21 protein-coding genes and 2 pseudogenes are annotated in these 25,055 nt (G+C 71.5%); 19 read left to right on the top strand and 4 right to left on the bottom strand.

Going from position 1 to position 25,055, the window contains the following annotated elements; translation table 11 throughout:
* Positions 1 to 159 precede the first annotated feature (159 nt).
* Positions 160 to 1,680, top strand: coding sequence for an APC family permease (locus ACH4D5_RS33730; RefSeq protein WP_398310197.1), 1,521 nt, complete (start codon positions 160 to 162; stop codon positions 1,678 to 1,680).
* A gap of 5 nt (positions 1,681 to 1,685) precedes the next feature.
* Here the strand turns inward: ACH4D5_RS33730 and ACH4D5_RS33725 are convergent, their stop codons facing one another.
* Positions 1,686 to 3,497, bottom strand: a complete 1,812-nt coding sequence (locus ACH4D5_RS33725) for a glycoside hydrolase family 15 protein (protein WP_398310278.1) — start codon at positions 3,495 to 3,497, stop codon at positions 1,686 to 1,688.
* A gap of 443 nt (positions 3,498 to 3,940) precedes the next feature.
* Here ACH4D5_RS33725 and ACH4D5_RS33720 point away from each other — a divergent pair, with 443 nt between their 5' ends.
* The 12 genes and pseudogenes from ACH4D5_RS33720 (at position 3,941) to ACH4D5_RS33665 (ending at position 17,203) form a co-directional block, all read left to right on the top strand.
* The gene (locus ACH4D5_RS33720; protein ID WP_398310194.1) at positions 3,941 to 5,635 is read left to right on the top strand and encodes a CTP synthase; all 1,695 of its coding nucleotides are present in this window, start codon (positions 3,941 to 3,943) and stop codon (positions 5,633 to 5,635) included.
* An 86-nt stretch (positions 5,636 to 5,721) separates the two neighbouring features.
* Positions 5,722 to 6,348 (top strand): NUDIX domain-containing protein, encoded by a 627-nt coding sequence (locus ACH4D5_RS33715; protein WP_398310191.1) that lies wholly within the window; start codon positions 5,722 to 5,724, stop codon positions 6,346 to 6,348.
* 175 nt (positions 6,349 to 6,523) lie between these two features.
* A pseudogene (locus ACH4D5_RS33710) lies at positions 6,524 to 8,615 on the top strand (tetratricopeptide repeat protein).
* Positions 8,616 to 8,760: 145 nt separating this feature from the next.
* On the top strand, positions 8,761 to 9,876 hold the full coding sequence (ald, locus tag ACH4D5_RS33705; protein ID WP_362991203.1) for an alanine dehydrogenase: 1,116 nt from the start codon (positions 8,761 to 8,763) through the stop codon (positions 9,874 to 9,876).
* A gap of 324 nt (positions 9,877 to 10,200) precedes the next feature.
* The gene (locus ACH4D5_RS33700; protein WP_398310188.1) at positions 10,201 to 11,373 is read left to right on the top strand and encodes a ParA family protein; all 1,173 of its coding nucleotides are present in this window, start codon (positions 10,201 to 10,203) and stop codon (positions 11,371 to 11,373) included.
* Positions 11,358 to 11,969 (top strand): hypothetical protein, encoded by a 612-nt coding sequence (locus ACH4D5_RS33695; protein ID WP_398310185.1) that lies wholly within the window; start codon positions 11,358 to 11,360, stop codon positions 11,967 to 11,969. The genes ACH4D5_RS33700 and ACH4D5_RS33695 overlap by 16 nt, the downstream gene beginning before the upstream one ends.
* A 19-nt stretch (positions 11,970 to 11,988) precedes the next feature.
* Positions 11,989 to 12,969, top strand: coding sequence for a segregation and condensation protein A (locus ACH4D5_RS33690; RefSeq protein ID WP_398310182.1), 981 nt, complete (start codon positions 11,989 to 11,991; stop codon positions 12,967 to 12,969).
* Entirely contained in the window at positions 12,966 to 13,613 is a 648-nt protein-coding gene (gene scpB, locus ACH4D5_RS33685; RefSeq protein ID WP_398310179.1) for an SMC-Scp complex subunit ScpB, read from the top strand. Before ACH4D5_RS33690 ends, scpB begins: the two co-directional genes overlap by 4 nt.
* 12 nt (positions 13,614 to 13,625) lie before the next feature.
* Positions 13,626 to 14,768: a pseudouridine synthase gene (locus ACH4D5_RS33680; RefSeq protein WP_398310176.1), complete on the top strand. Its 1,143-nt coding sequence runs from the start codon at positions 13,626 to 13,628 to the stop codon at positions 14,766 to 14,768.
* A 103-nt stretch (positions 14,769 to 14,871) separates the two neighbouring features.
* Positions 14,872 to 15,597, top strand: a complete 726-nt coding sequence (locus tag ACH4D5_RS33675; protein ID WP_398310173.1) for an NUDIX hydrolase — start codon at positions 14,872 to 14,874, stop codon at positions 15,595 to 15,597.
* A 23-nt stretch (positions 15,598 to 15,620) separates the two neighbouring features.
* Positions 15,621 to 16,595 (top strand): ADP-ribosylglycohydrolase family protein, encoded by a 975-nt coding sequence (locus ACH4D5_RS33670; RefSeq protein WP_398310276.1) that lies wholly within the window; start codon positions 15,621 to 15,623, stop codon positions 16,593 to 16,595.
* A gap of 3 nt (positions 16,596 to 16,598) precedes the next feature.
* Positions 16,599 to 17,203, top strand: a pseudogene (locus ACH4D5_RS33665) (DNA polymerase beta superfamily protein).
* On the opposite strand, the gene ACH4D5_RS33660 reads toward ACH4D5_RS33665, so the two are convergent.
* Positions 17,120 to 17,872 carry a DNA polymerase beta superfamily protein gene (locus ACH4D5_RS33660; protein WP_398310170.1) on the bottom strand — a complete coding sequence of 251 codons (753 nt, stop codon included), beginning with the start codon at positions 17,870 to 17,872 and terminating at the stop codon, positions 17,120 to 17,122. The pseudogene ACH4D5_RS33665 and the gene ACH4D5_RS33660 overlap by 84 nt on opposite strands.
* A gap of 108 nt (positions 17,873 to 17,980) precedes the next feature.
* Here ACH4D5_RS33660 and aroH point away from each other — a divergent pair, with 108 nt between their 5' ends.
* From aroH to der, 5 genes are all read left to right on the top strand, one after another.
* A complete protein-coding gene (aroH, locus tag ACH4D5_RS33655) occupies positions 17,981 to 18,349 on the top strand; it encodes a chorismate mutase (RefSeq protein WP_398310167.1) in 369 nt (122 codons plus the stop codon).
* Complete coding sequence (locus ACH4D5_RS33650) at positions 18,346 to 19,431, top strand: prephenate dehydrogenase (RefSeq protein WP_398310164.1); 1,086 nt, start codon at positions 18,346 to 18,348, stop codon at positions 19,429 to 19,431. Before aroH ends, ACH4D5_RS33650 begins: the two co-directional genes overlap by 4 nt.
* Before the next feature lie 141 nt (positions 19,432 to 19,572).
* Positions 19,573 to 20,268: a (d)CMP kinase gene (cmk, locus tag ACH4D5_RS33645; protein WP_398310161.1), complete on the top strand. Its 696-nt coding sequence runs from the start codon at positions 19,573 to 19,575 to the stop codon at positions 20,266 to 20,268.
* Positions 20,265 to 20,912, top strand: coding sequence for a lysophospholipid acyltransferase family protein (locus ACH4D5_RS33640; protein ID WP_398310158.1), 648 nt, complete (start codon positions 20,265 to 20,267; stop codon positions 20,910 to 20,912). Before cmk ends, ACH4D5_RS33640 begins: the two co-directional genes overlap by 4 nt.
* An 81-nt stretch (positions 20,913 to 20,993) precedes the next feature.
* Entirely contained in the window at positions 20,994 to 22,472 is a 1,479-nt protein-coding gene (der, locus tag ACH4D5_RS33635; RefSeq protein ID WP_398310156.1) for a ribosome biogenesis GTPase Der, read from the top strand.
* A gap of 82 nt (positions 22,473 to 22,554) precedes the next feature.
* Here der and ACH4D5_RS33630 read toward each other — a convergent pair whose 3' ends face one another.
* Entirely contained in the window at positions 22,555 to 22,860 is a 306-nt protein-coding gene (locus ACH4D5_RS33630; protein WP_398310153.1) for a hypothetical protein, read from the bottom strand.
* 177 nt (positions 22,861 to 23,037) lie between these two features.
* The gene (locus tag ACH4D5_RS33625; RefSeq protein WP_398310150.1) at positions 23,038 to 23,844 is read right to left on the bottom strand and encodes a hypothetical protein; all 807 of its coding nucleotides are present in this window, start codon (positions 23,842 to 23,844) and stop codon (positions 23,038 to 23,040) included.
* 526 nt (positions 23,845 to 24,370) lie between these two features.
* Here ACH4D5_RS33625 and ACH4D5_RS33620 point away from each other — a divergent pair.
* Entirely contained in the window at positions 24,371 to 24,991 is a 621-nt protein-coding gene (locus tag ACH4D5_RS33620; protein ID WP_398310147.1) for a transglycosylase family protein, read from the top strand.
* The last annotated feature ends 64 nt before the right edge of the window (positions 24,992 to 25,055 follow it).

The raw sequence follows: 25,055 nt of genomic DNA, 5'->3' as shown, positions 1-25,055 counted from the left end.
GGCGCGGACGCTACCGCCGCGCCCGTCCGCGGCACATCTCCGGTCGATCACGGCGTAGGCCGCCGGACCTCGCGGCCCGACAACTCGTCGTGCCCGCGCGGCAATTACGCGACCCTCTGCCGGTTGTGGCGTACGTCACGCGACGGCAGGGTGCCCGCCATGCCAGAGCAACCCAGCACACCCGAGGTCCACCGTCTCAAAGCGAACTCCGTCGGGGTCGTCGGCGTCGTCTTCATGGCGGTCGCCACCGCGGCGCCCATCACGGCGATGACCGGCAACCTCCCGATAGCCGTCGGCGCGGGCAACGGCACCGGAGCCCCCGCCGGCTACCTCTTCGCGACGCTCGTCCTGACGGTCTTCTCCGTCGGGTACGTCGCCATGGCCAAGCGGATCACCGCCGCGGGCGCCTTCTACGGCTACATCTCGCACGGTCTCGGCCGCATCGCCGGCATGGCGTCGGGGATGCTCGCCGTCCTCGCCTACATCGTCTTCGAGGCGTCCATCGTGGGCGTCTTCGCGTACTTCGCGCAGACCACCGTCCTCGACCAGCTGGGCGTCGACCTGCCGTGGGTGCTGTATGCGGCCGTGATGCTCGCGGCGACCGCGGTCCTGTCGTACTTCGACATCAACCTCACCGCGAAGGCGCTCGGCGTGATGCTCGTCGCGGAGATCGCCGTCCTCTTCGCGGTGGCCACGGCCGTCCTGGTGCACGGCGGGGGCCCCGACGGCATCCCCGTCGAGCCGGTCGACCCGCGGAACGCCTTCACCGGCACCTCCGCCGGGCTCGGCCTGTTCTTCGCCTTCTGGTCGTGGGTCGGCTTCGAGTCGACCGCGATGTACGGCGAGGAGTCCCGCGACCCCAAACGCGTCATCCCGCGCGCCACCCTCGTCTCCGTCGTCGGCGTCGGCCTCTTCTACATCTACGTCTCCTGGATGACGATCGCGGGCAACGGCCTGAGCGGCTCCGTCGAGGTCTCCCGGTCGGCAGGACCGCTCGACCTGTTCTTCGACCCGGCGCACCGCTTCATCGGCGCCTGGGCGGTCGACACCTTCCAGTGGCTGCTCATCACGGGCTCGTTCGCCTGCGGCATGGCCTTCCACCAGTGCGCGTCGCGCTATCTGTACGCGATCGGCCGAGAGGGCTTCCTGCACCCAGCGCTCGGCCGGACCCACCCCACGCACGGCTCGCCGTACATCGCCTCGTACGTCCAGTCCGTCATCGCCGTCGCCCTCGTGGCCGCCTTCTGGCTCACCGGACAGGACCCGTACATCCACCTGTACACGCTGCTCGCGATCCTCGGCACGATGGCGATCCTCATCGTCCAGACGCTCTGTTCCTTCGCGGTGATCGGCTACTTCCGGCGCAACCACCCCGAGGACCGGCACTGGTTCAGGACGTTCCTCGCGCCGCTCCTTGGCGGCCTCGGCATGATCGCCGTCGTCGTCCTGCTGGTGATCAACATGGACACCGCGGCGGGCACGGCGGCCGGCTCGCTCCTGTTCGAGGCCATCCCCTGGATCGTCGGCCTGGTCTTCCTCGGGGGCCTCGGGCTCGGCCTGTACCTGCGGGTCAGGCACCCGCGGCGCTACGAGATCATCGGCCGCATCGTCCTGGAGGACGCGGCCGAACGCACGGATGGCGACGGGCAGCGGCCCGTCGCCGTCCGGAGCCGGAGCTGACGGCCCTAGCCGCCGTACGCCCCCGAGGCCGTCAGCCGCAGTGCCGTGTCGATCAGCGGCACGTGGCTGAACGCCTGCGGGAAGTTGCCGACCTGGCGCTGCAGCTTGGAGTCCCACTCCTCGGCGAGGAGCCCGAGGTCGTTGCGGAGGGCCAGGAGCTTCTCGAAGAGCTTGCGGGCCTCGTCGACCCGGCCGATCATCGCGAGGTCGTCGGCCATCCAGAACGAGCAGGCCAGGAACGCCCCCTCGTCGCCCTCGAGGCCGTCCACGCCCTCGTCGTCGCCGGCCGTCGGGTAGCGCAGGATGAAGCCGTCCGGCGTCGACAGCTCCCGCTGGATCGCCTCGATCGTGCCGATGACCCGCTTGTCGTCGGGCGGCAGGAAGCCCATCTGCGGAATCAGCAGCAGCGAGGCGTCCAGCTCCTTCGAGCCGTACGACTGCGTGAAGGTGTTCCGCTCCTTGTCGTAGCCCTTCTCGCAGACGTCCCGGTGGATGTCGTCGCGCAGCTCGCGCCACTTCTCCAGCGGGCCGTCCGCGTCACCGGACTCGATGAGCTTGATGGTGCGGTCCACGGCGACCCACGCCATCACCTTGGAGTGCACGAAGTGGCGGCGCGGGCCGCGCACCTCCCAGATGCCCTCGTCCGGCTCGTCCCAGTGGTCCTCCAGATACCGGATCAGCTTGAGCTGGAGGAGTGAGGCGTAGTCGTTGCGGGTCAGGCCGGTCATGTGGGCCAGGTGGAGGGCCTCGGTGACTTCGCCGTACACGTCGAGCTGCAGCTGGCCCGCCGCGCCGTTGCCCGCCCGGACGGGCTGTGAGCCCTCGTAACCGGGCAGCCAGTCCAGCTCCGTCTCGCCGAGCTCGCGCTCGCCCGCGATGCCGTACATGATCTGCAGGTTCTCCGGGTCGCCCGCCACCGCGCGCAGCAGCCACTCGCGCCAGGCGCGGGCCTCCTCGCGGTAGCCCGTGCGCAGCAGCGACGAGAGGGTGATCGCGGCGTCGCGCAGCCAGGTGAAGCGGTAGTCCCAGTTCCGGGAGCCGCCGACGTCCTCGGGCAGCGAGGTGGTGGGCGCGGCGACGATGCCGCCGGTCGGCGCGTACGTCAGCGCCTTGAGCGTGATCAGCGAACGGATCACGGCCTCGCGGTACGGGCCGTGGTACGTGCAGTGGTCGACCCACTCCCGCCAGAAGTCCTCCGTCGCGGTGAGCGCCGCCTCGGGCTCCGCGAGCGCGGGCTGCTCCTTGTGCGAGGGCTGCCACGAGATGGTGAACGCGATCCGCTCACCCGGCGAGACCGTGAAGTCGGCGTAGGTGGTGAGGTCCTTGCCGTAGGTCTCGGCGGTGGTGTCCAGCCAGACCGAGTCGGGGCCCGCGACGGCCACCGTCCGTCCGTCGAACTTGTGTACCCAGGGGACCACGCGGCCGTAGCTGAACCGCATCCGCAGGGCCGAGTGCATCGGCACCCGGCCGGTGACACCCTCGACGATCCGCACCAGCTGCGGCGAGTCGCTGCCGCGCGGAGGCATGAAATCGATCACGCGGACCGTGCCGCGTGGCGTGTCCCACTCGGATTCCAGCACCAGTGAGTCGCCGCGGTAGGTGCGGCGCGCGGCAGTGGGGGGCTGCGCGTCGGGGCTGTATGCGGGCCCGAGGCGCCAGAAGCCGTGCTCCTCGGTGCCCAACAGGCCGGCGAAAACGGCGTGGGAGTCGAAGCGGGGCAGGCACAGCCAGTCGACTGTGCCGTCCCGGCAGACCAGGGCGGCGGTCTGCATGTCTCCGATGAGTGCGTAGTCCTCGATGCGCCCGGCCACGTCTATCTCCAGTCGAACGGCCACGTTCGCCCCGCGGGGCGCTTACAGATCAGGGGTCAAGTGATCGTTGCCGAGCGCTTGTTCCGGGTGCAAGGCGGGATGATGCCGTGTGCCGGAGGGGCTCGGCAGCGAGTGTTTGAGCAGGATACGACGCACCCTGGTGATCCGCGCGCCCCTCCCGGCAACGATGCTGCGCCGAACGGGTGAGCGCCAGGTGAGAGCGGGTGCGGGCGGGAAAAAGTAGGGGCGTGCGGGTCCGGTGAGCAAGTTGTGTGCGCCTGGTGGCGGAGCGTGGCCGGAAGCAGCCTCGTTCCGTCGCTGATACCCTGGTAGCCCGTGAGCCGGTGGTCATAGAACCCCCGAACCGCAGCGACGGCGCCTCCCCGAATCCCTGGTGAGGACGTCGGTACGCACCTCCAGACCGCGACCACGGGAGCCCCCTCTTGGCCATGCAGCCCGCTGCTTTCCGAAACAGCACAGCCACGACGACCAAGCACATCTTCGTCACCGGGGGTGTCGCCTCCTCGCTCGGTAAGGGTCTGACGGCGTCCAGTCTCGGCGCGCTGCTCAAGGCTAGGGGCTTGCGCGTCACGATGCAGAAGCTCGACCCGTATCTGAACGTGGACCCCGGCACGATGAACCCCTTCCAGCACGGTGAGGTGTTCGTCACCAACGACGGCGCGGAGACCGACCTCGACATCGGTCACTACGAGCGCTTCCTCGACGTCGACCTCGACGGCTCGGCGAACGTGACCACCGGCCAGGTCTACTCCCAGGTGATCGCCAAGGAGCGACGCGGCGAGTACCTCGGCGACACCGTGCAGGTCATCCCGCACATCACCAACGAGATCAAGCACCGCATCCGCCGCATGGCGACCGACGACGTCGACGTCGTCATCACCGAGGTCGGCGGCACGGTCGGCGACATCGAGTCGCTGCCGTTCCTGGAGACCGTCCGCCAGGTCCGCCACGAGGTCGGCCGGGACAACGTCTTCGTCGTGCACATCTCGCTGCTGCCCTACATCGGCCCCTCCGGCGAGCTGAAGACCAAGCCGACCCAGCACTCGGTGGCCGCCCTGCGCAACATCGGTATCCAGCCGGACGCGATCGTGCTGCGAGCCGACCGCGAGGTGCCCACCGCGATCAAGCGCAAGATCTCGCTGATGTGCGACGTCGACGAGGCCGCCGTGGTCGCCGCCATCGACGCCAAGTCGATCTACGACATCCCGAAGGTGCTCCACACCGAGGGCCTCGACGCGTACGTCGTGCGCAAGCTCGACCTGCCGTTCCGCGACGTCGACTGGACCCAGTGGGACGACCTCCTGGACCGGGTGCACAACCCGAACCACGAGGTCACCGTCGCCCTGGTCGGCAAGTACATCGACCTGCCCGACGCCTACCTCTCGATCACCGAGGCCATGCGCGCCGGCGGCTTCGCCAACAAGGCCCGCGTCAAGGTCAAGTGGGTCACCTCCGACGACTGCAAGACCCCGGCGGGCGCCAAGAAGCAGCTCGGCGACGTCGACGCGATCCTGATCCCCGGCGGCTTCGGCGAGCGCGGCGTCGACGGCAAGGTCAGCGCCATCCGGTACGCCCGCGAGAACAAGGTGCCGCTGCTCGGCATCTGCCTCGGCCTGCAGTGCATCGTCATCGAGGCGGCCCGCAACCTCGCCGACATCCCGGACGCCAACTCCACGGAGTTCGACGCCGCCACCGCCCACCCGGTGATCTCCACCATGGCGGAGCAGCTCGACATCGTCGCCGGTGAGGGCGACATGGGCGGCACGATGCGCCTCGGCATGTACCCGGCCAAGCTGGCCGAGGGCTCCATCGCGCGCGAGGTGTACGACGGCAAGGAGTACGTGGAGGAGCGCCACCGCCACCGCTACGAGGTGAACAACTCCTACCGCGCCGACCTGGAGAAGAAGGCGGGCATCCAGTTCTCCGGCACCTCCCCGGACGGCAAGCTCGTCGAGTACGTCGAGTACCCCCGCGAGGTGCACCCCTACCTGGTCGCCACCCAGGCGCACCCGGAGCTGCGCTCGCGTCCGACGCGTCCGCACCCGCTCTTCGCCGGCCTGGTGAAGGCCGCCGTCGAGCGCCAGCAGCGCGAGCAGAAGTCCGGCGGCAAGTCGGGCAAGTAACACCGGAGCGATACGGTTGCCGGGGTGTGCGTCTCACGAGGCGCACACTCCGGTTTTTTCTTTTGCACGTGGGAGGACAGGGCGACATGACGATCAAGGACACCGCCGAGGAGTGGCAGGTCACGGCGACGGAGACCCCCTTCGTCGGAAACAAGACCTCCGTGCGCACCGACGACGTGGTCATGCCCGACGGCACCGTCGTCCGCCGCGACTACCAGGTCCACCCCGGCTCGGTGGCCGTCCTCGCGCTCGACGGCGAGGGCCGCGTCCTGGTCATCCGCCAGTACCGCCACCCGGTCCGCCAGAAGCTCTGGGAGATCCCCGCGGGCCTCCTCGACGTCCCCGGCGAGAACCCGCTGCACGCCGCCCAGCGCGAGCTGTACGAAGAGGCGCACGTCAAGGCCGAGGACTGGCGCGTCCTCACCGACGTCTACACCACCCCCGGCGGCTGCGACGAGGCCGTGCGGATCTTCCTCGCCCGCGAGCTCTCCGAGGCCGAGGGCGAGCGCTTCGAGGTCTCCGAGGAGGAGGCCGACATGGAGCTCGCCCGGATCCCCCTCGAGGAGCTGGTGCGCGGTGTGCTCGCCGGCGAGCTGCACAACAACTGCCTGGTCGTGGGCGCCCTCTCGCTGCACGCGGCCCTCAACGGCGACGGCCTCGACGCGCTGCGCCCGGCCGAGGCGCCGTGGCCGGCCCGCCCCTTCGAGGCGTAGCCCCTCCGGAAGGCCCAGGGCCGTCCGGGGCTTCCGATGTGACGATCTGTAGATCCGATCGGGTGACTTGTGCGTGCTGCGCGACCGGGAGCGACGCGGGGCCTGAACTAGGCTCTGAAAGCGTCCCGCCCGGAGTCCCGGCGGGCTCGTGCGCAGGCGGACGGGAGCGTGGCCCGTGACGGATCAGGCGGTCGACACGGACGGTGTCGCGGGCGGCGCGGTGCCGCCGCCCGCGAGTGCCCCGGTGGAGCCGACGAGGAGTCAGTTCGTCGGCAGACGCCGGGAACTGAAGGAACTCCGCGCCGACATCGACCGGGCGGGCCTCGACACCCTCTCCGGCCGCAAGGCCCCTCGCGCGCGCGTGCTGCTGATCGCGGGCCGCCCCGGCTCTGGCCGCACCTCGCTCGCCGAGGAACTCGCCCGGCAGGTCGCCGGCGACTACCCCGACGGGGTGCTGCGCGCCCGCCTCACCGAGCCCGACGGCAGCCGGGTGCCCACGGAGCGCACCGCCCGCGAACTCCTCGACGCCCTGCGCGTGCCTGCACCCCCCGGGGCGGCCGAGGACGACCTCACCGACATCCTCCGGAAGGCACTGTCCGGCCGCAGGGCGCTGCTGCTCCTCGACGACGCCGCCGACGCCGAACAGGTCGACCCGCTGCTTCCGGAGACACCCGACTGCCTGGTCGTCGCGGTCTCCGAGGGACCGCTCACCGGCATCCCCGACGTCCGGCCGTGCACCCTCGGCGGCCTCGACAAGGCGGCCGCCGTCGAGCTCCTCGCCCGCGCCGCCGGGCCCGTCCGCATCACCGTCGACCCGCGCTCCGCGGAATCCCTCGTCGAGGCGTGCGCGGCACATCCGGCGGCGCTCGTCCTCGCCGGCGGCTGGCTCGCCGCGCGGCCCAAGGCGGCCGTCGCCGACCTCGCCAAGCGGGTGCACGACATGCCCGACGAGGGCTCGGCCCTCGCGCGTGTCTTCGCTCACACCTACGCCTCGCTGCCCTCGGCCGCCGCGCGGATACTGCGCTTCCTCTCCCTCGCCCCGGCCGGCGACGTCGACGCGCACACCGCCTCCGCGCTCGCCGGCTGCTCGGTCTCCGCGGCCGGGACCACGCTCGACGACTTCGTGGCGCTCGGGCTCGTACGGGCCGTGGACTCCCCGCTCCGGCAGTACGAGGTGCCCGGCTGCCTGGTCCCGCTGCTGCGGGCCCGCACCGGAAGCCAGGACCGCCCCGCCGAGATCCAGCTGGCCAGGGCACGGATGCTGGAGCGGACCGTGCGCCTGCTCCAGTCCTGCCGGGCCGTCACGGAGCCGGACGCCTCCGCCGCCCGCAAGAAGCTCGCGGGACTGCCGCGCGCACTGCGCTTCCCCAGCCCGCACGCCGCCGCCGAGTGGCTGCGCGTCCGCCAGCCCGCGCTGCTCGCCTCCGCCCGGCTCGCGGTGGCCGACGGCGAGCTCGACACCCTCGCGCGGCGCCTGATGGCGGCTCTCGTCAGGGCGCTGGTCGCGCACCGCGGCACCGAGGACGCGGCCCCCGAGCTGTACGGCATCCACCGCCTCGTCCTGGACGTGGCCGAGCGGCGGAACCTGCCGCGCGAGCAGGCGGCGGCGCTGCTGAACCTCGCGGATCTCGACGCGTGGACGGGGCGGACCCGGGACGCGCTGGTCCGCTACCGCGCGGCGCTGGACGCGGGACGCGCGGCGAACGATCCGTACGCGACCGGGCGCGCGATGGAATCCGTAGGCGGCGCCTACCAGGAGCTGGGGGACTGGCCGCGGGCCTCCGACTGGTACGGCCGCGCACTGGCCCAGCGCCTGGCCCGCGGCGAGCGCGCGGACGCCGCCCGGCTGTACGGCCGGATCGCCGCGGTGCACACCTACGCGGGGCGCTACGGCGAGGCGCTGCGCAACTGGAGTTCGGCGGTCACCGGCCACCGGAAGAACGGCGATGTGGCCGCCCAGGCAAGGGCGTTGAGCGAGCTGGCCCGGGTGCAGGAGTACGCGGGACGGCCCGAGGAGTCCTTGCGCACCTGCCAGGAAGCGGTCGAGCTGGCGCGGCACGCCAAGGACGTCCGGCTGCAGGCCGCCCTGCAGCTCCGCCTCGCCGACACCCTGGAGCGGCTCGGGGACCCCGCGGCCGCCCGGCTGCACCGGGCCGCGGCCGAGCGCATGCTGGGAAGTGAGCTCTCTGAGGGGGCCGAGGCTTGAAACAAATGGTGGAGCGGAGCCTTCCGCCTGCGAAATCCGTAGTGCATCTGCGGAAGATTGAAGTATTGAAAGGCTAGACAGCGCGAAATCCTTCATTAGACTGGCTCCGCCGCGTACCTCTGCGGTGTCTCCCGCTGCGCCCCCACGCGCATCGGTATGCGTTGCATTGCCCGAAAAATCCCCTGAGCCAAGGACCGTGATCGACGATGAAGGTCGGCATCCCCCGCGAGGTCAAGAACAACGAGTTCCGGGTGGCCATCACCCCCGCCGGTGTGCACGAGCTGGTGCGCCACGGCCACCAGGTCGTCATCGAGCGGAACGCCGGCGTCGGCTCCTCGATCACGGACGCCGAGTACGTCTCGGCGGGCGCCACGATCCTGGACACCGCCGACGAGGTCTGGGCCACCGCGGACCTGCTCCTCAAGGTCAAGGAGCCCATCGCGGAGGAGTACCACCGCCTCCGCAAGGACCAGACCCTCTTCACCTACCTGCACCTGGCCGCGTCCAAGGAGTGCACGGACGCGCTCCTGGAGTCGGGCACCACCGCCATCGCGTACGAGACGGTCGAGACCGCGAACCGCGCGCTCCCGCTCCTCGCCCCGATGTCCGAGGTCGCGGGCCGGCTCGCCCCGCAGGTCGGCGCCTACCACCTGATGGCCGCCAACGGCGGCCGCGGCGTCCTGCCGGGCGGCGTCCCGGGCGTGGCCGCGGGCAAGGCCGTCGTCATCGGCGGCGGCGTCTCCGGCTGGAACGCCGCGCAGATCGCCATCGGCATGGGCTTCCACGTGACCCTGCTCGACAAGGACATCAACAAGCTCAAGGAAGCGGACAAGATCTTCGGCACGAAGATCCAGACCGTCGTCTCCAACGCCTTCGAGCTGGAGAAGGCCTGCCTTGAGGCCGACCTCGTCATCGGTGCCGTCCTCATCCCGGGCGCCAAGGCCCCGAAGCTGGTCACCAACGAGCTCGTCTCCCGCATGAAGCCGGGAAGTGTCCTTGTCGACATCGCGATCGACCAGGGCGGCTGCTTCGAGGACTCGCACGCCACCACGCACGCCGAGCCGACCTTCCCGGTCCACAACTCGGTCTTCTACTGCGTCGCCAACATGCCCGGCGCGGTGCCGAACACCTCGACGTACGCGCTGACCAACGCGACGATGCCGTACATCGTGTCGCTGGCGAACAACGGCTGGGTCGAGGCGCTGCGCCGCGACCACGCGCTCGCCCTGGGTCTCAACACCCATGACGGCAAGGTCGTTTACAAGGAGGTCGCGGAGGCCCACGGTCTCGACCACGTCGAGCTGGAGTCGCTCCTCGGCTGAACCTGACCGCTTTCGTCAACGAAAGTCGTCAATCTCACGCCCACGGCCGGACCTTGAGAGGGGTCCGGCCGTATGCGTATCAGTGTGGACACGCTCAACTGGCCTTGAACGTAACCCTTTAACCGTTTCGCCCACCCCGGAAAGCCGTCGATGGCGAGCCGCACGCCCTTGACACAAGGGTGGTCCATTGCCGACACATCGGGCCGGGTCCGGCGGATTGTGTTGCTGTGGACCGGTGACACGCCATAGAGTCGCCAACCGTCGGCATGGTGCCACGCTGACCTATCGAGAAATTTCCTGGTCACCAAGGAGGTAAGACGACTTGTGAATGAGTCGACATTTGCTCCCGGGGGTGGTCAACCAGGAACGTCTGCACGGGACCAGGGTCCCGTGGGGCTCGAGGCCGTCGGCTCGGTCGCTGTCCGCACCTTCGAAGCCCGGCAGAGCCCCCAGCCGACACAGTCAGCACCCCAGAGCATGGATGGCCATCACGTGAACGCCATGGCCGGCGACCGGAGTGGCGATAACACCCACACCCACCTCGCCGACTACGAGGAACTGCCCCAGGGGCACTTCTACGACCCCGACGCCGAGTACGAGCCCGATCCGGAGTACGCGGCCACGCTCGCGCCCGACGCGGCCCGCCAGCGCCGCGAGCGCATCGGCCCCACGGGACGCCCGCTGCCGTACTTCCCGATCCCGGGCCCGCTGACCGACCACGGCCCCGCCAAGATCATCGCGATGTGCAACCAGAAGGGCGGCGTCGGCAAGACGACGTCGACCATCAACCTGGGCGCGGCCCTCGCGGAGTACGGGCGACGGGTCCTGCTCGTCGACTTCGACCCGCAGGGCGCCCTCTCGGTCGGCCTCGGCGTGAACCCGATGGAGCTGGACCTCACGGTCTACAACCTCCTCATGGAGCGCGGCATGGCCGCGGACGAGGTGCTCCTGAAGACGGCGGTCCCGAACATGGACCTGCTGCCCAGCAACATCGACCTGTCCGCGGCCGAGGTCCAGCTGGTGAGCGAGGTCGCGCGCGAGTCCACGCTCCAGCGCGCCCTGAAGCCGCTGATGCAGGACTACGACTACATCGTGATCGACTGCCAGCCCTCGCTCGGCCTGCTCACCGTGAACGCCCTGACGGCCGCTCACAAGGTGATAGTGCCGCTCGAGTGCGAGTTCTTCGCGCTGCGCGGTGTGGCCCTCCTCACGGAGACCATCGAGAAGGTCCAGGAGCGGCTCAACCCCGACCTGGAGCTCGACGGCATCCTCGCGACCATGTACGACTCCCGCACGGTGCACAGCCGTGAGGTGCTCGCGCGCGTGGTCGAGGCCTTCGACGACCACGTCTACCACACGGTCATCGGCCGCACGGTCCGCTTCCCGGAGACCACGGTCGCCGGTGAGCCGATCACGACGTACGCCTCCAACTCGGTCGGCGCGGCCGCCTATCGCCAGCTCGCCAGGGAGGTGCTCGCCCGGTGTCACGCCGAGTGAGTCTGCCCGGGGCCGACGAACTGTTCCGTACGACCGGGGGGATGGCGCTGCAGTCGTCGTCCCCGCGCCGCCAGGCGAACGGCGAGGCGAAGGTGCCCGCCCCGGCGGGCGAGAGCGACGAGACGGCCGCATCGGCCGAGGACACGGCGGCGCAGGGCGACGGCGGTGACCCCGCCGAACACGCGGCCACCGACGCGGAGTCCGGCTCCGGCGAGTCCCGCAGCCGCACCGCGGGCGACGCCGAGAAGGGCGCTGGACGGCGCTCGTCGGCCGCGTCGTCGGCACCCTCGGCGCAGGAAGGTTCGGCCGCCCAGGGCGGCGGCAAGTCTGGCTCGTCGACCGCGCAGGCGCGGCGGCGGGCGAGGGCGGCCAACCGGCGGCCCAGCGGGCGCGAGCGGCACGACGAGAAGATCACCGTGTACGTCTCCGCCGAAGAGCTGATGGACCTCGAACACGCGCGGCTCGTGCTGCGTGGCGAGCACGGGCTCGCGGTCGACCGCGGGCGGATCGTGCGGGAGGCCGTCGCGGTCGTCCTCGCCGATCTGGAGTCCCGCGGGGACGCGAGCATCCTCGTACGACGGCTGCGCGGGCGGTAGGGGTAGCGTTTCTGGCCTCATGGCCTCGAACAGTGAATCCGCACCGCCCGCCGCCCGGCGCCGCTCCCTGGGGCGCGGCCCGGGGGCGGAGCCCGTGGAGCAGCCGTCCGCCGAGCAGCCTCCCGTCGAGCAGCCGCCGGAGCCCGCGCCCGCCGAGCCTGCTGAGGCCGCCGAGCCCGCCGGGGCCGAGCCCGGCGACGGGCGGTTCAAGGTGCGGCTCGCGAACTTCGAAGGGCCCTTCGACCTGCTGCTCCAGCTGATCTCGAAGCACAAGCTGGACGTCACCGAGGTCGCCCTGTCGAAGGTGACCGACGAGTTCATGGCGCACATCCGGGCCATGGGGGCCGACTGGGACCTGGACCAGACGACCGAGTTCCTGGTCGTCGCCGCCACCCTGCTCGACCTCAAGGCGGCGCGGCTGCTGCCCACCGCCGAGGTCGAGGACGAGGCCGACCTGGCGCTCCTCGAGGCACGGGACCTGTTGTTCGCGCGGCTGCTGCAGTACCGCGCGTACAAACAGGTCGCGGACATCTTCAGCGGGCGGCTCGACGACGAGGCGCGGCGCTATCCGCGGACCGTGGGCCTGGAGCCGCACCACGCCGAGCTGCTGCCGGAGGTCGTCATCAGCATCGGGGCGGAAGGATTCGCCAAGCTCGCCGTGAAGGCGATGCAGCCCCGTGCGAAGCCACAGGTCTACGTCGAGCACATCCACGCTCCGCTGGTCTCCGTGCAGGAGCAGGCCGGGCTCGTCGTCGCCCGGCTCCGGGAGCACGGGGAGACGAGTTTCCGGGTGCTGGTGGTGGACGCGGGGGACACCCTCACGGTCGTCGCCCGCTTCCTCGCCCTCCTCGAGCTCTACCGCGAGAAGGCCGTCGCCCTGGACCAGGAGGACCCGCTGGGCGAGCTGATGGTGCGGTGGACCGGCGGGGACGGCGCCGAGGAGCCGACCGTGACCGACGAGTTCGACCGGGCCCCCGAACCGATGGAGGACAAGGCGTGAGCGAGCACCCTGCGGGGGCGGGAGACGTCGCGGAGCTGGAGCTGCGGCCCGCTCTGGAAGCCGTGCTGATGGTCGTCGACGAGCCGGCCACCGAGGAGCACCTCGCGAAGGTCCTGCGACGGCCCAGGCGCGCCGTCGCCGACGCGCTGCGGGAGCTCGCCGACGAGTACACCGTGCAGCGGCGCGGTTTCGAGCTGCGGCTCGTCGCCGGCGGGTGGCGGTTCTACACCCGGCCCGAGTACGCCGCGGCCGTGGAGGGCTTCGTCCTCGACGGGCAGCAGGCGCGGCTCACCCAGGCGGCCCTGGAGACCCTCGCCGTCGTCGCGTACCGCCAGCCGGTCAGCCGTTCCAGGGTCTCCGCGGTGCGCGGCGTGAACTGTGACGGTGTGATGCGCACCCTCCTCCAGAGGGGTCTGGTGGAGGAGGCGGGCGCGGAACCCGAAACAGGTGCGATCCTGTACAGGACGACGAACTACTTTCTGGAGCGGATGGGCCTGCGTGGCCTTGACGAGCTTCCGGAGCTCGCGCCCTTCCTCCCCGAGGCGGACGCGATCGAAGGAGAGACGCAGGAAGGCGTTCCGTCGTTCGACCCGGACGCACCCGATGCGCCGGGGTACGAGTACACCCAGGACACAGCCGATTAGACGGAACCTTTGATGCGAAGCAGCAGCGGCAGGAACAGCAGCGGAAACAACGGCGGGAGCCGTGGTGGCAACAGCGGCGGCCGCGGCAAAAGCGGCGGCCGGGGAAGCACCGGCGGCCGCGGCGATTACCGGGGTGCCGGTAACAACCGTGACGACAAGCAGGGCGGCAGCGGCCGTCCGAAGAAGCCGCGTCCCGAGGAGCGGCGCTACGACGTAGGTGCCGACGGCACGCACAACGGTCCGAAGTCGGGCCGTGGCGCCTCGGCGCGCGGCGGCGCCAAGGGCGGCCCCAAGCAGGGCCAGGGCAGCGGACGGGGCCGTTGGGCTCCGGCCACCTCCCGTGAGTACGACGCGCGGGCGGAGGAGCGCAACCGCGAGCGGTACGCGGGCAAGCCGAAGGTCAGCCCGCCCAAGACGTTCCCGGGCGCCGAGCAGGAGGGTGAGCGCCTGCAGAAGGTGCTCGCGCGCGCGGGCTACGGCTCGCGCCGTGCCTGTGAGGAGCTGGTCGAGGAGGCTCGCGTCGAGGTCAACGGCGAGATCGTCCTGGAGCAGGGCATGCGCGTCGACCCCGAGAAGGACGAGATCAAGGTCGACGGTCTGACCGTGGCCACGCAGTCGTACCAGTTCTTCGCGCTGAACAAGCCCGCCGGTGTCGTCTCCACCATGGAGGACACCGAGGGCCGCCAGTGCCTGGGGGACTACGTGACCAACCGCGAGACGCGGCTGTTCCACGTGGGGCGGCTCGACACCGAGACCGAGGGTGTCATCCTGCTCACCAACCACGGCGAGCTGGCGCACCGCCTGACCCACCCCAAGTACGGCGTGAAGAAGGTCTACCTCGCGCACATCGTGGGCCCGATCCCGCGTGACCTGGGCAAGCAGCTCAAGGACGGCATCCAGCTGGAGGACGGGTACGCCCGCGCGGACCACTTCCGCGTCGTCGAGCAGACCGGCAAGAACTACCTCGTCGAGGTCACCCTGCACGAGGGCCGCAAGCACATCGTGCGGCGCATGCTCGCCGAGGCGGGCTTCCCCGTCGACAAGCTGGTGCGGGTGGCGTTCGGGCCGATCACCCTGGGAGACCAGAAGTCGGGCTGGCTGCGGCGGCTGTCCAACACGGAGGTCGGCATGCTGATGCAGGAAGTCGACCTGTAGGAGATACAGGAAGTCGGTCTGTAGGGATCGCTTCATCGCTTGCCCGAACCACCCCCCTCTCTTTATAGTCATCGAGACCATAAAGGGAGGGGGGTGGTTGTGCATGCAGGGATACGACAAGTACGCCTTCGAGCCCTTTGCCGTCACCGTCGACCTGGCGGTGTTCACCGTCCGGGACGGCGCGCTGCACGTGCTGCTCGTCGAGCGCGGCCAGGAGCCGTACGCGGGCCGCTGGGCCCTGCCCGGCGGCTTCGTGCTGCCCGAGGAGTCGGCCGAGCAGGCCGCGGGGCGGGAGCTCGCCGAGGAGACCGGCATCGCGGATGTCGGACGGCTGCACCTGGAGCAGGTGCGCACCTACAGCGACCCGGACCGCGATCCGCGCATGCGGGTCGTCTCGGTCGCCTTCGCCGCGCTCGTGCCGGACCCGCCCGAGGTCCACGGCGGCGGTGACGCGGCCCGCGCCGCCTGGCTGCCGTACAGCCCCGCCGGCTACCGGCCGCTCGCCTTCGACCACGACCGGATCCTCGCCGACGCCCACGACCGGGTCGGCGCCAAGCTGGAGTACACCGGGCTCGCCACGGCTTTCTGCGCACCCGAGTTCACGCTCGGCGAGCTGCGCCAGGTCTACGAGGCCGTGTGGGGCGCCGAGCTCGACCCCGCCAACTTCCGGCGCAAGGTGGTCGGCACCGCCGGGCTTGTCGAGGCGGTCCCCGGCGCCGCCCGGCTGACCGGCGGACGCGGCAAGCCCGCGGCCCTCTTCCGGGCCGGCACCGCCACCGCCCTGCACCCGCCGCTGCTCCGCCCCGCTCCGGAAGGACAGTCCTCGTGAAGCGCGCCGCCACCGGATCCCTCATGGGTCTCGCCCTCGGGGACGCACTCGGCTTCCCGGCCGAGTTCAACGACGTACCGTCGATCCTCGCCAAGTGCGGGCCCTGGCGCGGGATGGAGCTGCCGAAACCGGCGTTCATCACGGACGACACCCAGATGACGCTCGCGCTGAGCCGCGGGCTGCGCACCGCCATGGATCGGGGGCTCCTCGGCCCGAAGCGGCTGGAGCGGCCGCTGCGCGAGGAGTTCGTGGACTGGTACCAGTCGCCGGAGAACAACCGCGCGCCCGGCAACACCTGCCTGAAGGCCTGCTCCCTCCTCAAGACCGGCAAGCCCTGGGAAGAGGCCAGCCAGGTGCACTCCAAGGGCTGCGGCGCCAACATGCGCGTCGCGCCGCTCGGCCTCGCCCCCGGCCTGAGCGACGAGCAGCGGGCCGGTGCCGCCCAGCTGCAGTCCGCGCTCACCCACGGCCACCCGACGGCGCTCGCCGCCTCCGACCTCACCGCACGCGCCGTGCGGCTGCTCGCCGAGGGCGCCGAGCCGACCGGACTCGTCGGACTGCTGCGCTCGTACGCGTACGAGAACCGCGAGACGTACCACGAGCGCTGGCTCGGCGAGCTGTGGACGCGGGGCGGGGACGCGACGCCGCAGGCGTTCATCGCGCGCGGCTGGGACGAGTGTCTCGACGCCCTGGAGCGGCTCAGGGCCGCGCTGCGCTCACCCTCACCGGAGACCGACCCCTGCCTCGCCACGGGCGAGGGCTGGATCGCTGAGGAGGCGCTCGCCACCGGCCTGCTGTGCTTCCTGCTCTTCGTCGACGACCCGGTGACCGCCCTGCGCAGGGCCGCCTGCACGTCGGGGGACTCGGACTCGATCGCCTGCCTGGCCGGTGCCTTCGCGGGGGCCCACCTCGGCGCGGACGCCTGGCCGGCGGAGTGGACGGACCGGATCGAACACGGGGCCGAGCTCCAGGAGTTCGGAGCCCTCTGGGACTCTTGACGGATGACTGTGGACCTGGGACTCGACGCCGACCTGAGCTCCGTCGTCGAAGAGCAGCGCGACCCGCTGCTCTTCGCGACGGTCTCGGGAGCGCACCTGTACGGCTTCCCGTCCCGCGACTCGGACGTGGACCTGCGCGGGGTGCACCTGCTGCCGGTGACCGACCTGGTGGGGCTGAGGGAAGCGGACGAGACCCGGTCCAGGATGTGGGACCGGGACGGGGTCGAGATGGACCTCGTCACGCACGACCGACCCAGTGGCGGCTCTTCGAGAAGAACGGCGAGCTCAAGCCGCTGCTCTACACGTTCAGGGTGCTGCTGACCGGCATCCACCTGATGCGCTGCGGCGCCGTGGTCGCCCATCTGCCCACGCTGCTCGGCGAGGTGGCGGAAGCCCCCGCGTACCTGCCGGAGCTCATCGCCGCCAAGGCAGAGGCCGAGCACGGCGGGGCCGACGTGGACCACGCGCGCGTGGCCGCCGACGTGGAGCGGCTGCACGCCCTCCTGGACGCGGCGCAGGCGGAGTCAGCCCTGCCCGGTGCCCACACGGCGTACGACGCCCTGCACGACCTCGTCGTCCGCGTACGGCTCCAGGGGACTCAGGGCTGACGCCCGGCGCGTACGGAACAGGAAGTCGGCGATCCGCTCCCGGTCGGGCTCCGGCGGGAGCGGGCTGTGCTCCGCCGCCGCCTCCGCCTCGGCCGCGAGGCGGTTCATCCAGGACTCGACCTCCGGCCAGGAGACCTCGCCGCGCTTCACCGCGAGCAGCGGCTCGCGCTGCTCGCCGACGTCGATCCGCAGCTCGCCGGTGCGCAGCAGATCGCGGCAGGACATCAGCAGCCGCAGCAGGTGCATCGCGTGCTTCCAGCGCGGGGCGCCGTGGGTGCGGACGTCCGCGTCCAGCTTCTTGCGCTGGCCCAGCGCGTAGCGGGCGAACGTCTCGTGGGTCTGGCGGGAGAGGAACGCTCCGCGCAGGGCGAGCAGTTCGCGGCCGGTGCCGGTGACGTGCTCCACGAGCGGGGAGTGCAGGCACTCCAGCACGTTCGGATTGGCGCGCAGGGCGAGCTCGCAGAAGCGCTCGAGCTCCCAGCTGAACTGCTCGTCGGCCGGCCCGTCGACATGCGTCGGGGGCTTCTCGAAGCGCCAGAACAGCGGGGTGGGGGCCAGGAAGATGCCCCTGCGGTCGGTGTCGCTGCCGTCCGTGGCCAGGCCGAAGGCGCGCGAGCCCATCACGCAGGAGTAGATCGTGTGGTCGCGTACCAGGTCCTGAGGGCGCATGCGGCGAGCGTACGGCCAGGGTCCGCGGCCCGTACGCCCCAGGTCCGCACGACCCCCGATAGGCTTGCCTTCACATATGGCGCGCGCAAGACGAGAAGGGGCAGCGACGTGGCGGTACGAGCGGTCCGGGGCGCCGTCCAGCTGGAGCGGGACGAGGCCGGACACATGGGCGAGCAGGTCAGCGCGCTGCTCACCGCCCTCCTGGAGCGGAACGGGCTGACGGGGGACGACCTCATCAGCATCTGGTTCACGGCCACGCCCGACCTGCACTCCGACTTCCCGGCGGCCGCCGCCCGCGGTCTCGGCATCGGCCTCTCCGACGTACCGCTGATCTGCGCCCAGGAACTGGACGTCGAGGGCGCCATGCCCCGCGTCGTCCGCGTCCTCGCCCACATCGACACCGACCGGCCCCGCTCCGAGATCACGCACGTGTACCTCGGCGCCGCGGCCGCACTCCGCAAGGACATCGCCCAGTGAGAACCGCCCTCGTCATCGGCACCGGTCTGATCGGCACGTCCGCGGCCCTGGCCCTCGCCTCCCGCGGCATCGCCGTCCACCTCGCCGACCACGACCCGGAGCAGGCCCGTACCGCGGCCGCGCTCGGCGCCGGTACGGACGAGGCGCCCGAGGGCCCCGTGGACCTCTGCGTCGTCGCCGTGCCGCCCGCGCACGTCGCCACCACGCTGGCCGACGTCATCCGGCGCGGCGCCGCGCGCGCCTACCTCGACGTGGCGAGCGTGAAGGGCGGCCCGCGCCGCGAGCTGGAGGCGCTCGGCCTCGACCTGACCACGTACATCGGCACGCACCCCATGTCGGGCCGGGAGCGCAGCGGCCCGCTGGCCGCCACCGCCGACCTCTTCGAGGGCCGGCCCTGGGTGCTGACCCCGACCCGGGACACCGACACCGAGGTGCTGAACCTCGCCCTGGAGCTCGTCGCCTTCTGCCGCGCCGTGCCGGTCGTCATGGACGCCGACGCCCACGACCACGCGGTCGCCCTCGTCTCGCACATGCCGCACCTGGTCTCCAGCATGGTCGCGGCCCGCCTGGAGAACGCCGACGAGTCGGCCGTCAGGCTCTGCGGCCAGGGCATCCGCGACGTCACGCGGATCGCGGCGTCCGACCCGCGGATGTGGATCGACATCCTCTCCGCCAACCCCGGCCCCGTCGCCGACCTGCTCGCCGACGTCGCATCCGACCTGGAGGAGACGGTCGCCGCCCTGCGCGCGCTGCAGTCCGCCGACGGGGCGAAGCGGTCGGAGGGCGCGGCCGGCGTCGAGAACATGCTGCGGCGCGGCAACGCGGGCCGGACCCGGGTGCCCGGCAAGCACGGGGCGGCCCCGGCGGCGTACGAGATCGTCGCGGTGCTCATCGACGACAAGGCGGGCCAGCTGGCCCGGATCTTCGCCGACGCGGACCGGGCGGGGGTCAACATCGAGGACGTCCGCATCGAGCACGCGACCGGACAGCAGGCGGGTCTGATGCAGCTGATGGTCGAGCCGGCCTCCGCGCCCGTGCTGACCGCGGCGCTGCGGGAGCAGGGCTGGTCGATCAGGCAGTAGGAGCACACGGGCTCCGGGCCGGGCCCCGGGCCATCTCCGCAGGGGCTGTCGGGGCAGGGTGTGCGAGCCAGTAACCTTGTGCGGGGCGCGGTCGCGCCCCGCTTCCCTGGCCCGCGTACAGCGAAAGGTGCCCACCGCCCCGTGGAAACAGCCGAAACCGCCGCCCCGGCAGCCGTGATCGTCGCCATCGACGGACCGTCAGGCACGGGCAAGTCGAGCACCTCGAAGGCCGTCGCCGCCCAGCTCGGTCTCAGCTACCTGGACACCGGCGCCCAGTACCGGGCCATCACGTGGTGGATGGTCCACAACGGCATCGACCTCACCGACCCGACGGCCATCGCCGCCGTCGCGGGCAAGCCCGAGATCGTCTCCGGCACCGACCCGGCCGCCCCGACCATCACGGTCGACGGCACGGACGTCGCAGGACCGATCCGCACCACCGACGTCACCTCCAAGGTCAGCGCGGTCAGCGCCGTCCCCGAGGTGCGCACCCGCATCACGGAGCTGCAGCGCTCCATCGCGGCCTCGGCGGAGAAGGGCATCGTCGTCGAGGGCCGCGACATCGGTACGACCGTGCTGCCCGACGCCGACCTGAAGATCTTCCTCACCGCGTCGCCCGAGGCGCGCGCCGCCCGCCGCTCCGGCGAGCTGAAGGGCGCCGACATCAAGGCGACCCAGGAGGCCCTGATCAAGCGGGACGCGGCCGACTCCAGCCGCAAGACGTCCCCGCTGGCCAAGGCCGACGACGCCGTCGAGGTCGACACCACCGAACTCACGCTTCAGCAGGTCATCGAGTGCGTCGTCACCCTCGTCGAGGAGAAGCGGGCCGCGAAGTGAGCGACGCTCCCTCCGCGCGGGGGGCCGAGGTCGGCCGCCGGATCGGTGTCGGCCTCATGTACGGGCTCTGGAAGCCGCGCGTCCTCGGCGCCTGGCGGGTGCCCGTGAGCGGCCCGGTCATCCTGGCCGTCAACCACTCGCACAACGTCGACGGCCCGATGGTCATGGGCGTCGCGCCCCGGCCGACGCACTTCCTGATCAAGAAGGAAGCGTTCATCGGGCCCCTCGGCTCCTTCCTGCACGGCATCGGCCAGCTGAAGGTGGACCGCTCGGTCGCCGACCGCACGGCCATCACCCGCGCCCTGGGCGTCCTGGAGCAGGGCGGCGTCCTCGGGATCTTCCCGGAGGGCACCCGGGGGGACGGCGACTTCGCGTCGCTGCGGGCCGGCCTCGCGTACTTCGCGGTGCGGGCAGGCGCCCCGATCGTGCCGGTCGCGGTGCTGGGAAGCACCGAGCGTCCCGGACGGTTGATAAAGCAGCTGCCGCCGCTGCGCAGCCGCGTCGACGTCGTCTTCGGCGACCCCTTCGACGCGGGTGACGGAAGCGGGCGGCGCACGCGCAAGGCGCTGGACGAGGCGACCGTGCGCATCCAGGAGCGGCTCACCGCCCACCTGGAAAACGCCAGGCGCCTGACCGGGCGCTGAGCGAGACTTATCAGTAGTGCCCCGGCCCGACAGGCAGGACGGTGCACCGATCACCACGATGAACGACGAGGTACGGACTTCATGAACGACCAGATCCAGCCCGAGGGCGACGGCTCCGCCGAGCACGACCACGGGGCGCTCGGCGACGCCGAGTACGCACAGTTCATGGAGCTCGCCGCCGAAGAGGGCTTCGACATCGAGGACGTCGAGGGCGCCATCGAGGAGGCGGGCCACGGCCCGCTGCCCGTCCTCGCCGTCATCGGCCGCCCCAATGTCGGCAAGTCGACACTGGTGAACCGCATCATCGGCCGCCGCGAGGCCGTCGTGGAGGACCGTCCGGGCGTCACCCGCGACCGCGTCACCTATGAGGCCGAATGGGCGGGCCGCCGCTTCAAGCTCGTCGACACCGGCGGCTGGGAGCAGGACGTCCTCGGCATCGACGCGTCCGTCGCCGCCCAGGCGGAGTACGCGATCGAGGCCGCCGACGCCGTCGTCTTCGTCGTCGACGCCACGGTCGGCGCCACCGACACCGACGAGGCCGTCGTCCGCCTGCTCCGCAAGGCCGGCAAGCCCGTCGTGCTCTGCGCCAACAAGGTCGACGGCCCGTCCGGCGAGGCCGACGCCACCGCCCTGTGGGCCCTCGGCCTCGGCGAGCCGCACCCCGTCTCCGCGCTGCACGGCCGCGGCACCGGCGACATGCTGGACGCCGTCCTGGAGGCGCTGCCCGAGGCGCCCGCGCAGACCTTCGGCGCGGCCATCGGCGGCCCCCGCCGCATCGCCCTCATCGGCCGGCCGAACGTCGGCAAGTCCTCCCTGCTCAACAAGGTGGCGAACGAGGACCGCGTCGTCGTCAACGAACTCGCGGGCACCACCCGTGACCCGGTCGACGAGCTCATCGAACTCGGCGGCATCACCTGGAAGTTCGTCGACACGGCGGGCATCCGCAAGCGCGTCCACCTCCAGCAGGGCGCCGACTACTACGCCTCGCTGCGCACGGCGGCCGCCGTCGAGAAGGCGGAGGTCGCGGTGATCCTCATCGACGCCTCCGACACGATCTCGGTCCAGGACCAGCGCATCGTGACGATGGCCGTCGAGGCGGGCCGCGCGATCGTCGTCGCGTACAACAAGTGGGACACCCTCGACGAGGAGCGCCGCTACTACCTGGAGCGGGAGATCGAGACCGAGCTCGGCCAGGTCGCCTGGGCGCCGCGCGTGAACGTGTCGGCGGCCACCGGGCGCCACATGGAGAAGCTGGTCCCGGCGATCGAGACGGCTCTGGCAGGCTGGGAGACGCGCGTGCCGACCGGCCGCCTCAACGCGTTCCTCGGCGAGATCGTCGCCTCCCACCCGCACCCGGTCCGCGGCGGCAAGCAGCCCCGCATCCTCTTCGGCACGCAGGCGGGCACCAAGCCGCCGCGGTTCGTCTTCTTCGCGTCCGGCTTCATCGAGGCGGGCTACCGCCGCTTCCTGGAGCGTCGCCTGCGCGAGGAGTTCGGCTTCGAGGGGACGCCGATCCACATCTCGGTGCGGGTGCGCGAGAAGCGCGGCCGTAAGAAGTAAGCAGTAAGCGGTAAGGCGTACGAGAGAATGCCCGGCCCCCCGTAGAGGGGAGGCCGGGCATTCGGCTGTCCGGGGGCGCGGCTCAGTGCTCGCGGCGCGGTCCCGGCGGCAGGGCCGCGGGGACCTGGTAGTGGCCCGTGGCGTAGTGGTCCTGCTGGCCGTAGCGGGCCATCTGGAACTGGCCGTAGGAGCTGTGGCGCGGTTCGTGCCGTCCGTCGGTGCGGTGCTGGACGCCGTACTGCCCCGAGCCGAAGGAGACGAACCCCAGGTTCTCCTCGCCGGACCGGTCGCCCGGCAGGGACCTGAAGGACCTGAGGTACTCCGAGTACAGCGTGTCGTAGATGGGTGTGGCCGAGTGGCTGCCCGCGGTGTCCGGCGCGGTGCGCATGGACGGGATGGGGCTCTGGTACGCCGGCCGGTGACGGGAGGGGTCGTATGGGTGCACGACTGTGCCAACGAAACGACCGCTCTACGGATGCGGGGGCCGCGCCGCTTTCCCCGGTCCGGCAGGGGTGTGACCGGCACTTTCGGGGCCCGGGGCGGCCTCCCGCGTACTCCCGGGAGCTCAGGTTCCGGCGAGCGGCATGGTGGCCGCGACGAGGCGGCCGTGGGTCGCGGCCTTGTCCAGTGCGGCCCGCAGCATGTCCTCGCGGGGCTGCCGGCCGATGGAGCCGACCGGCGCCGCGAAGAGCAGCACGGTCTGCGTCTTGTTGGCCGCGGTCCGCCAGTCCTCGGTGACCTGGAGCGGGTGGTGCGCCTGCCACCAGGCGACGGGGGAGCCGCCGCCGGTGCCGGGCTGCAGGACGGCGTGCAGCTGGCCCATGGCGAGCAGCACGGACCAGCCGGGCAGCGCGGGCGGCGGGGAGTCGAGCGAGGCGACCGGCGTGAAGCCCTGCTCGATCAGGAGCGGCAGGAAGTCGTCACCGCCGCCCGGCGCGGCGCCGGGGCGGGCGATGGGGCCGGTCGGCTCGACGACGAGCGCGGGGCGCAGCTCGCCCTCGATCAGGACGAGGCCGCTGGTCACGCCGAGGACGGCCTGGGTCGGCGCCGCCTCGGGCACCGCCCCGGACGCCGCCTCCGGCGCCGCTCCGCCGTCGTCCCCGGTGATTGAGCGCACGGCACCCTGCAGCTGCTCCTCGGAGACCGTGACGATCTGGGAGGGCAGGCAGCTGGAGTGGGCGAAGGCGAGCACGGCTGTCTCGTCGCCGACGAACAGGACCGTGCTGGTGCGCTCCTGTTCGGCGTCGCCCGGGGTGCGGCAGGACGTGCAGTCGTAGCTGCCCGGGGTGTTGTCTCCGGCGAGCAGCCGGTCGGCTTCTTCGTCGCCGATCTCGGCGCGTACGTCGTCGCTGAGGTCGAGCATGCGCGGCACGGGTGGCTCCTCGGGATCGTCTTCTGGGGTGCATGGGGAAGGTGTGCCGAGCCGGACGGTGTCCGACTCGTAAGAAGACAACGGTGGATCAGTGGCGCAAGTCACGCGCGAAGGCGAACGGAATCGAACCATCCGCAGCGGAGGGTGAAACGGCTCGCGGAATCCGTCACTCCGCGCCAACAGGTGCTGGGGCCAAGGAAGTTGGGCCAGTGAGCTGAGTCACAGATCGACACGGCGAGTGGTCGATAAATCCTGATATCGGCCTATGAAGTGGGTGGCCGAAAGTCGCCGATACCGTAGGTAACGCTCAACTGGCCTGGAATGACAAGGACTTGGTTGATACCGGGCGAGGGGACTCCTAGATTCCACCGCCGTGTGCAGCGAGCACCGCTCGGGTACGTCCGCCGGTCGCATCAGCCAGCTCGAGCACCGACACCGGCGGGCGGGTCCTGCGGGGTCCTGAGCGCCGGATGCGTGAGGGGCCCGCACGGCCAGGGGGAGCCCGGGTCCTCCGAGAGGGAAATACATGTCCGCACGTCCCAAGAGCACGCGCACCACGGCAGTGATCGGAGGGGCCGCACTCCTGGCCCCGCTGGGCCTGCTCGCCGCGACCGGCCAGGCCGGCGCGGCCGACAGCGGAGTGTGGGACCGCATCGCACGGTGCGAGAGCGGCGGGAACTGGCAGATCAACACGGGCAACGGCTACTACGGCGGACTGCAGTTCTCCGCCGGTACGTGGCGTGCGTTCGGCGGCGGGGCCTACGCGCCGACCGCCGACAAGGCGTCGAAGGCGCAGCAGATCGCGGTCGCCACCAAGGTCCAGCGCGCCCAGGGATGGGGCGCGTGGCCCACCTGTGCGGCCCGGGCGGGCGCGTACGGGAGCGCGCCGTCCGCCGCGGCACCGGTCCCGAAGGCCGCGAAGCCGGCGCCGAAGGCCGTGCAGCAGCGGTCCGGCGAGGCACCCGGCCGGTCCGACCGGGGGGCCTCCCGCGGCGCTTCCGGCACCTACACCGTCCAGCAGGGCGACACCCTCAGCCGCATCGCGGCCAAGCACGGCATCGGCTGGCAGCGGCTCTACGCCGCCAATCGGCAGGTCATCGGCGGTGATCCGGACGTGATCGTGCCGGGACAGCGATTGAGCGTCTGACCCGATAGTCCGACCGGGTGGGGGCGGCTCCGCGGCGGCGCGGCACACTCCGGGCCCGCCGCGG

The organism is Streptomyces sp. NPDC018029 (assembly GCF_044327655.1).
Taxonomy (GTDB): Bacteria; Actinomycetota; Actinomycetes; order Streptomycetales; family Streptomycetaceae; genus Streptomyces.
The sequence above is the reverse complement of the archived record's forward strand: the minus strand, read 5'-3'. Positions and strand labels throughout refer to the sequence as shown.

Coding starts and splice junctions, on each gene's coding strand:
- ACH4D5_RS33730 (WP_398310197.1), top strand. CDS start 160: ATGCCAGAGCAACCCAGCACACCCGAGGTCCACCGTCTCAAAGCGAAC.
- ACH4D5_RS33720 (WP_398310194.1), top strand. CDS start 3,941: ATGCAGCCCGCTGCTTTCCGAAACAGCACAGCCACGACGACCAAGCAC.
- ACH4D5_RS33715 (WP_398310191.1), top strand. CDS start 5,722: ATGACGATCAAGGACACCGCCGAGGAGTGGCAGGTCACGGCGACGGAG.
- ald (WP_362991203.1), top strand. CDS start 8,761: ATGAAGGTCGGCATCCCCCGCGAGGTCAAGAACAACGAGTTCCGGGTG.
- ACH4D5_RS33690 (WP_398310182.1), top strand. CDS start 11,989: ATGGCCTCGAACAGTGAATCCGCACCGCCCGCCGCCCGGCGCCGCTCC.
- ACH4D5_RS33680 (WP_398310176.1), top strand. CDS start 13,626: ATGCGAAGCAGCAGCGGCAGGAACAGCAGCGGAAACAACGGCGGGAGC.
- ACH4D5_RS33675 (WP_398310173.1), top strand. CDS start 14,872: ATGCAGGGATACGACAAGTACGCCTTCGAGCCCTTTGCCGTCACCGTC.
- ACH4D5_RS33670 (WP_398310276.1), top strand. CDS start 15,621: ATGGGTCTCGCCCTCGGGGACGCACTCGGCTTCCCGGCCGAGTTCAAC.
- ACH4D5_RS33660 (WP_398310170.1), bottom strand. CDS start 17,872: ATGCGCCCTCAGGACCTGGTACGCGACCACACGATCTACTCCTGCGTG.
- der (WP_398310156.1), top strand. CDS start 20,994: ATGAACGACCAGATCCAGCCCGAGGGCGACGGCTCCGCCGAGCACGAC.
- ACH4D5_RS33630 (WP_398310153.1), bottom strand. CDS start 22,860: ATGCGCACCGCGCCGGACACCGCGGGCAGCCACTCGGCCACACCCATC.
- ACH4D5_RS33620 (WP_398310147.1), top strand. CDS start 24,371: ATGTCCGCACGTCCCAAGAGCACGCGCACCACGGCAGTGATCGGAGGG.